Source organism: Bacteroidia bacterium, assembly GCA_019695265.1.
In the GTDB taxonomy this organism is placed as follows: Bacteria; Bacteroidota; Bacteroidia; order JAIBAJ01; family JAIBAJ01; genus JAIBAJ01.
The window spans coordinates 1-8132 of record JAIBAJ010000134.1; the positions used below are offsets into that span (position 1 = coordinate 1).

Here is an 8132-nt window from a genome sequence, read left to right on the forward strand (position 1 = left end):
AATCATGCCATTTGTTTAGAAAAGAAGGAATGGGTAATGCAAAGACTAAATTACATCCATCAGAATCCGGTAAGGCAAATGATTGTACAGTATCCGTATGAGTATCTATTTAGCAGTGCTGTGGACTCCGCTCGCCCACGTTTGTAACGGGGGCGGTCGAGAAAGGCGTTTTTTACGCCAACTATCGTCTCTTGCTGGTTCAGGTTTGTAACCTGAACCGCTAAGCAATCGGTCCCAACCAAATCAAAGTAGTTCTCTTCCAGTTGGAAGGAACTTTTTAGCATCTTTACAACATAAACCCCTAACTCCCAATTTTCAAACTTGATTTAGCCGCAGCCCATTTAGGAGAAAAAGGAACACCTGGAGTAGCAGGTAAAGGATTAGTAAAAATTACAAAAATTCAGGGATGAATGATAATAATATCGGTCAGAGACCAATTTCTCAACCGCCCTCGTTGCAAACGAGGGCGAGGGCGGGTAAATATGAAAGAGCTCCAACACATACGGAACGAAATGCATTAGAAGAATTGGCCTTAAAATGCCCTTATAACAATGGCAAGGCAGTACACATGGCAAGGGCAGTGCTATCTGCTTATGATACCTTGTTTGTAAACAGGATTAACCCTTGTGAAATACCTATGACCCCATCCTTAAGAAAAGATGAATTGAACCATGAAGTAAACCAGGGATCAAATACAGATATAGTCATTTTCCCAAATCCGACCACTGGAATGGTAAATTTCAAAATAAATGCCGACATTTATGGTCAAATGGAAATATTTGATTTATTAGGCAGACCTATAATAGCCATTAATAAATTGTGGCAAGCCTTTGATTTGATTGACCTTAGTTCGCTTCCAAATGGCTTTTACCATTTAAAATTTACTTCCACTAACTATGATCAGCAATGGAAAATTATAGTAAGAAAATAGTTTGGACAGTGTTTATTCTCCTATTCTTTTTAAAAGAAGGTAAAGCCCAATATAACTTGGTGCCTAATCCTAGCTTTGAAATATTGTCGGATTGTCCTACCCAGCCTAATTTGATTCAAAATGCAATAGGGTGGATTAATCCGAACAGTTGTTCGCCAGACTTATTTAATAGTTGCAACAGTAGTAATTCCTCCATGAATGTTCCTAATTATGCTCATACCGGTTATCTAGAGGCACATACCGGTGGAGGTTATTTAGGAATCTATACTTATGGAGGTAGTGAAGAATTTATAAATGTGCCAAGGGAATATGGAGAAATTAAGCTTTTGAATAAATTAAGTGAAGGAAAGAAGTACTTGGCTGGTTTTCATGCATGTTTAAGAAGTGATTTGTATGCAGGTGGATATAGTATCAATATTGCCACCAATAATATTGGTATGTTGCTTACCGACACATTGTGGCAAACAACCAATCAATGTTATTATTTTAATGCAAAGGCACAGGTTGAAAATGATTCAACCAATCCACTCACCAATCGCACCTTTTGGAGGCTGGTATCCGATACAATTGTGGCAAAGGGAGGAGAAGAGTTTATTACAGTTGGTAATTTTAACCCAGATAGTACTACCGATACAGTAATTTTAGGTATTAATACTTTTTCGGATTTAGCATCCTATTATTTAATTGATGATGTTTTTGTTATTCCTTTGGATAGCTTAACAGGGATAAAAGAACAAAGGTTATTAGAAGGAAAGGCATTTATATCGAACAATCAATTGAATCTTGAACTTGAAGAGAGCTATAAACCCATAAGTATAATGCTTAGCACTGCCACCGGACAAACCGTATGGCAGCATAATGAGTTTTACAGTCAGGGGCAACAGACATTTATCTTACCTCCATTGTCTTCGGGTCTGCACTTTTTAGATGTAAAATCTGGTTCAGGTGTGTTTCGAGCGAAGGTTTTATTTCCTGATTTTTAAGCTACTTGGTTTTTTCTAAAATTTTTGGAAGTTTTAAGCAGTTTGGAATTAAACCAGGGATCTAATACAGATATAGTCATTTTCCCAAATCCGACCACTGGAATGGTACATTTCAAAATAAATGCCGACATTTATGGTAAAATGGAAGTATTGGATTTATTAGGCAGACCTATAATAGCGATTAATAAGCTATGGCAAGCTATTGATTCGATTGACCTTAATTCGCTTCCAAATGGCTTTTACCATTTAAAATTTACTTCCACTAACTATGATCAGCAATGGAAAATAATAGTAAGAAAATAGTTTGGATAGTGTTTATCCTTCTATTCTATTGGGAAAATGGTAAGGCCCAATATAACCTGGTTCCAAATCCCAGTTTTGAAATATTGTCGGATTGCCCAACTCAAGTTGGACAGATTCAAAATGCTATAGGGTGGATTAATCCCAATCTTTGTTCACCAGATTTATATAATAGTTGCAATAGTACTACATCAGTTCTTAATGTGCCCAATTATGGACTTACTGGGTATTTAGAGGCTCATACTGGTGGAGGGTATTTGGGGATTTTTACTTATGGAGGTAGTGAAGAATTTATAAATGTGCCAAGGGAGATTTTCCAAAGACTTCAACCTATGCAAAATGGCCAATACCTATTGAGAGCAAGGGCTCTTTCCAGATTGATGACTCCAAATTCAAACAGTCCAATTCAAGATTTTAGAATTTCTATTTTCAATGATCAAAATTATTCATTTCCAATATCTGGGTCAGCAAATATTAATTCATTTTTAAATAATTTATCACCTATCAGTAGCTTTACTTTTCAAAGTCCTCCAACTGCTACAAATAATACAACACCTTCAAATTGGAGAACCTATTCTACTTGTTTTAATTTTGATAATAGCAATCAAAGTAATAACTTAATATTGTCCATATATCCTACATATACTGGTTCAGATTTAAGAGGCCTATTGCTACAAGATTTGGATTTGTTTCCATTTCAGGTTGATTTAGGGCAAGATATTACCACAAATTGCAGAACAGTCACCATAAGTACTCAATGTCCCATTCCAAGTGTTAATGGAGATATCCAATATTATTTATATTACATAAACGATGGAATGGCAGAAGAATTGGTAGCTCAAAACACAACTGGCATATTTGAAGGAGTTTATCCTCCAACCTCACCGGCTCAATATATCGTAAGGTTAAGGTATTTCAACCCGTCAGATCCTTGTATGCCAAGTTGTGATGCGTCTGATTTAATTGTGGTAAAGACAAACTTAGGAACGAGCCCTGCAAGGCCTAAAATTATTGGAGATGGATTTGCATGTACTTCTAATCCTGTCTTAACTTTAAGTAATGCAAGTGCCTTTTCTTCTGGTTATATTATTCAGTGGTTAAGTACAGACCAAACAACTACCTTTTCTAATTCTTCAGGTGCAACCACAAATGTAAGTTATACTGACATTTATTCTTCACCAACAGATCCTTCAATTCCTATGAAAGAACAGGTAATCTCAGTTCGAATATCAAATGGAAATGGTTGTTTTTTTTATGATGAAATGCCCGTCTTCCAATGCTGTAGCACCTTCATTGATTTAGGGGCAGGTACAACTGCTCCATCATCTGAGTATAGATTAGGGGATGCACTAGGATTTGGTGGGATAGCCCTCTCTTCAAATTTAACCCCTACTAATGCTGCAACCTATTTTTTAAATGGAGTATTTCAGGTAGATAATAACCTAACCTTATCCTACAATCAAGTATTTATGGGTCCAATGGCAAGAATCGAAATTGTGACCGGTGGAAGTTTGACAATAAATGGCGGATATATACGAAACGGATGTCATGTTATGTGGGATAAAATAGACATGATAAATGGAGGTGTTAGTACTTTCAACAAGCCTACAATCGAAGATGGAATCTCTGCGGTTTATAGTGAGCATGGCTCGGAATATGGATTAATAGATAAATGTACGTTTAATAAAAATTTTAGAGGTGTATTTATAAATGGATACAATGGAAATTTTGGTTCAGTAAACCAAAATAGCTTGAAGGCTATAGAAAGGTCGAAATTTGATTGTAATCCATCTACTTTGATTTCTGGTGTCAATGTTTGTCCAATTATTGAGTATCCTCCTTATAAAGGTTGTAGGAGTATGGCTGGAGTAGTTATAAAAGATATCTCTGGGGAGATTATTTTAAACAGAAAAGAATTTGGTAATTTTTTCTTAAATCACCTGGACTTCGGTATTTATAGCGCAGATAACTATTCTGTTCAAATTTTTGATGAAGAATTTACAGATCTTTATAATAATTTAATCAATAAGGATGGCTTCGGTATCTATAATCATCATAGAATGGCTTTAGATCCGACTAATGTCATCCCTCCAATATTTAATATTTATAGAAATAAATTTAATAATTGTTTAAACGGTATTTATTCGTTTGGAACAATGCCGTTGACTTTTAGTGAAAATACAATACATACAACTATCCTACCAATTGAAATATTTGGACATTTATTCTCCGAAATATCTATAGACAGAAACAAAATATTCGACAATTTTGAAATAGGTATTTATCTTAGAAATATAACTGGATCAGACGTAAAAATTACCCAAAATACTATTTCAGGTATTGGCAATGGATATGAACAAAAAGGAATTTATGTAGGCAATGCAAGTCAGGCAAGTTTTATGAAGTTGCAGATAGGCTCAAGTCCTAGCTATTTTCAAACGCATTATGGAGTAAGCCCAACTCCTTGCACATCAAGTTTTAATACTATTACAGGTGTAAAGCGGGGAATTTGGTTAAGATTTGTTTCTCCCGGATTAATAGCAAAGAGAAATTATGTTTATTGCAATAACATAAGTTTGGCGAATTATGTTGGGGAAAGTAGTTTTGCTTTTGGAATAGGTTTGGAAAATTCACGTTCTTTAAGTGTTGTAGATAATGCAATAACCAAACCAAGTTATACCACTACAGGTACAGAAGACTTTCAAAAATTTATAGGTCACTACCAATTCCAAAGTCCGCATAACAACTTATTTTTAAATAGTTTTGAAAATATGGGAAGTGCTGCTTTGTTTAAAAGTACCAATTCCCCTTCCCGAATATCCTGTAATAATGTTAATGTGGCTTACTGTGGCTTTTATTTTGCTAATTCTACCCAAGGCAATCAATTTAACGGACATCGAGGTGGAAATATGTTTAATAATATGATGGGTAGCGGAACACTTAATAGAAGATTGATGGGCATCACAGCATCTCAAGAGAATTGGTGGTATGGCACTGGTGCGGAATTGTTGCACAATTCAGTTATTTCAGCACCTGGAATTATTCCTATAACATATTTTGGTTCTTGGTCTTGCACAAATTCAGATCCTCAGCCATTTATTGAAAGCAATCTGTCAAATGAAGAATTTAGAGCTCAAACATTTGAATCAATTGTAACCAACCAAAAAGTCTATAGTAATGAAAGTGAATTAATGGAATATTTGGAGAAAAAGGAAGCTTATTATTTCTTACTTGAAAATGATAGTTTGCTTAATTTAGGTATTCCGAGTGATAGCCTCTATTCCAACTTTATGGACAGTATGGCATCTACAAGTTTAGAGAAAATCAGGCATTTAATTTATGAAGAAGCCAATAGAATAGGGAAATTGGAGGACATTCAAGATAGTTTGGAACTTATTTTACCCTACAATGAACAGGAAGCAGCCGAAATTAGAGTTTTGAGGGTTTATTTTAATTCCTGGTCTAAGGGTCGACAATGGCTTACCGAGGCTGAAATGGATAGCCTTACACCTATAGCTTTAAGTGATGAAACCTACTTTGGTGATGCGGCTATTTCGGCCAGGGTGCTTACAGGATTGGAACCAAGTACGTCCACAAATAAACTTGAAGATGATGAACAAATTTCAAAGTCTAAACCTACCCTTTCAAACCCATTTATTCTTTACCCTAACCCGAATAATGGTTCTCTGACTTTAGGGTTTAAACTTCTTGAAAAGGGAGAGGCAACACTTCAGGTTACGGATTTGGTAGGTAAAACTGTTAAAAAATTCCGTTTGGATGAAACTTCATCAAGTACAAATATTAATTTGGAAAATTGCCCCAATGGAATTTACCTGATTGGCGTTTTTCAAAATGGACATAAGGTGTTTTCGAGTAAGTTTGTATTGCAAAAATAATTTAGAGGATTTTGGCTCTTAGATGCTTTTTTATTCTGATAACATCAGTTTGGCTTAATTCAACTCAGGCCCAGGTTCTTATTTGGAAGAATAGTTTTCGTGATACCTTTTCATATTTAAATACTAAATTATTTTCTAATCGTGGTTCAAATTCTTATCATTTTGGAACTTATTTCACCGATTCAATAAACAAACCTATTGTGTTTTTTAAAAGAAATTCCGAATTTGAAATAGTTAACCATAGATATATTAATAGAATTCCGGAGTTTAAATTAACGTCTATACCTTCGGCGAACTTTGTAAACGATGAAAATATCCTATTTATCCAAAATCCAATTATTGGCGGTGATGGCTATACTTTATTATCTATTTTAGATACAAATTTTAATATTTTAAATTCTAGATATTTTAATTTTTCATATAATGATTTCTGGACAAATATTTTGACTGAAAATAATCAAATATTTTTATATACAAATAGTTGCTTTACGGATTATTCAACATCATTAAATGCAATTAATTTGATTAAAATTAATGTAGACTTAAATCCAATATTTTATAAAATTTATTTCAATAATGAATATTTACAGGCTAATTTTAGAAACTTTAATTTAGCAAATGACAAAATTCTATTTATTGGAAAAACTATCAATCCTGTTTCAGGCCAATTGAAAACATTCTTCATTTCTACTGATACCCTTGGGAATATAATAAATCAAACGTTGTATCCTTGCCAAAACGACCACAATCCTAACATTATATGCGAATCAAAGGCAAGTAATTTTATTATAATTGGTTCAAAATCATTCCCAAATGCTAATGATGTTGCAGATATATCAATAACTAAAATAAATGAGGAAGGTAAGGTGTTATTATCCAAGTATATTGGTGGGATTGGATCAGATTACATTTCAAACATTCAGAGTCCATTTGTTTATCAAAACGACACCCTTTATTTTCTGGCTCGTACTACTAGTTTTTCAAATGATGGTTTAGAGCGTCCTTTACTAATAAAAATGGATGTTAATGGAAATTTATTAAAGGCAGTTTTGATTATGGACACTGTTTCTGTGGGCTTTTATCAAGAATTGTCTTTTAGTAAATTTGATAGCACACTTTTAATAATAAGTTCTGCTGTATTTAACAATAGCGGTGGACACGAATATTCTAGATTAATTACAACAAACCTTAATTTAAGAGGAATTTGTAATTCCATTGATGTAACAGATAGTTTACATGAATTTAATTTTGATCAGTCATGGGAAGCTGGTAATTTCCAAATGGCGAATTTAAATTGGGACTTTGTTGATGCTGGAATTGGAATTGATTCCTTTCCAATTGTCGAAAAGCTTGTCTGTTTTTGCAATGCCACCTCCTTGTTTAGTTTCCAACAAAACAGTACCGGAAAGGAAGTTCAATTTACCAATACCAGCCAACATTGCGATTATTACGAGTGGCACTTTGGTGATGGCAGCACAAGTACAGATGAGAATCCCATGCATGTATACGAAGATACCGGAACTTATTCGGTTTGGCTTGTGGCCTATAACGATAGTTGCCGGGATACCACCTGGCATACACTGGAGGTGAAGGGCGAATATTTGGAAGTCACCAATGCTTTTTCGCCCAATGACGATGGGGTAAATGATTTTTGGGAATTGAAAAACAGGGGAATTGTATCTTTCTCAGTTAGTATTCTTAACCGTTGGGGAAGCCTTGTTTTTGAAAGCAATGATGTATCAAAATCCTGGGATGGTAAACTCAAAGGTCAAAACGTAGTTTCTGGCACCTATTTTTATGTTATCAAGGCAAAAGGGATTTCGGGCAAGAGCTATGATACCAAAGGCTTTTTGGAGGTGTTGAAGTAATAGTACCGAATGTACATGATGTTTAGCCCCGCCGGTTCAGGTTTGCAACCTGAACCACTGAGAAATCGGTCTGTGACCGATAAAGACCAATTCTTGGGTACGATAGTAACCTTGCTTTAATTAATTGTCCCAATTTAAGCTTAATCTAACGGTG

Annotated in this window: 5 protein-coding genes; all 5 read left to right on the forward strand. The window is 34.6% G+C overall.

The features are described 5' to 3' along the window. Positions 1-406: 406 nt before the first annotated feature. The 5 genes from K1X82_13935 (at position 407) to K1X82_13955 (ending at position 7978) form a co-directional block, all read left to right on the forward strand. Complete coding sequence (locus K1X82_13935) at positions 407-931, forward strand: T9SS type A sorting domain-containing protein (GenBank protein MBX7183206.1); 525 nt, start codon at positions 407-409, stop codon at positions 929-931. Then, on the forward strand, positions 907-1914 hold the full coding sequence (locus K1X82_13940) for a hypothetical protein (protein ID MBX7183207.1): 1008 nt from the start codon (positions 907-909) through the stop codon (positions 1912-1914). Before K1X82_13935 ends, K1X82_13940 begins: the two co-directional genes overlap by 25 nt. 24 nt (positions 1915-1938) lie before the next feature. Further along, entirely contained in the window at positions 1939-2217 is a 279-nt protein-coding gene (locus K1X82_13945; protein MBX7183208.1) for a T9SS type A sorting domain-containing protein, read from the forward strand. After that, a complete protein-coding gene (locus tag K1X82_13950; GenBank protein MBX7183209.1) occupies positions 2193-6110 on the forward strand; it encodes a T9SS type A sorting domain-containing protein in 3918 nt (1305 codons plus the stop codon). Before K1X82_13945 ends, K1X82_13950 begins: the two co-directional genes overlap by 25 nt. Positions 6111-6631: 521 nt before the next feature. Then, positions 6632-7978, forward strand: coding sequence for a gliding motility-associated C-terminal domain-containing protein (locus K1X82_13955; protein MBX7183210.1), 1347 nt, complete (start codon positions 6632-6634; stop codon positions 7976-7978). Positions 7979-8132 lie beyond the last annotated feature (154 nt).

What these genes read in the sequence shown, in the direction of transcription:
- K1X82_13935 (MBX7183206.1), top strand. Translation starts at nt 407, where the DNA reads ATGAATGATAATAATATCGGTCAGAGACCAATTTCTCAACCGCCCTCG.
- K1X82_13940 (MBX7183207.1), top strand. Translation starts at nt 907, where the DNA reads ATGGAAAATTATAGTAAGAAAATAGTTTGGACAGTGTTTATTCTCCTA.
- K1X82_13950 (MBX7183209.1), top strand. Translation starts at nt 2,193, where the DNA reads ATGGAAAATAATAGTAAGAAAATAGTTTGGATAGTGTTTATCCTTCTA.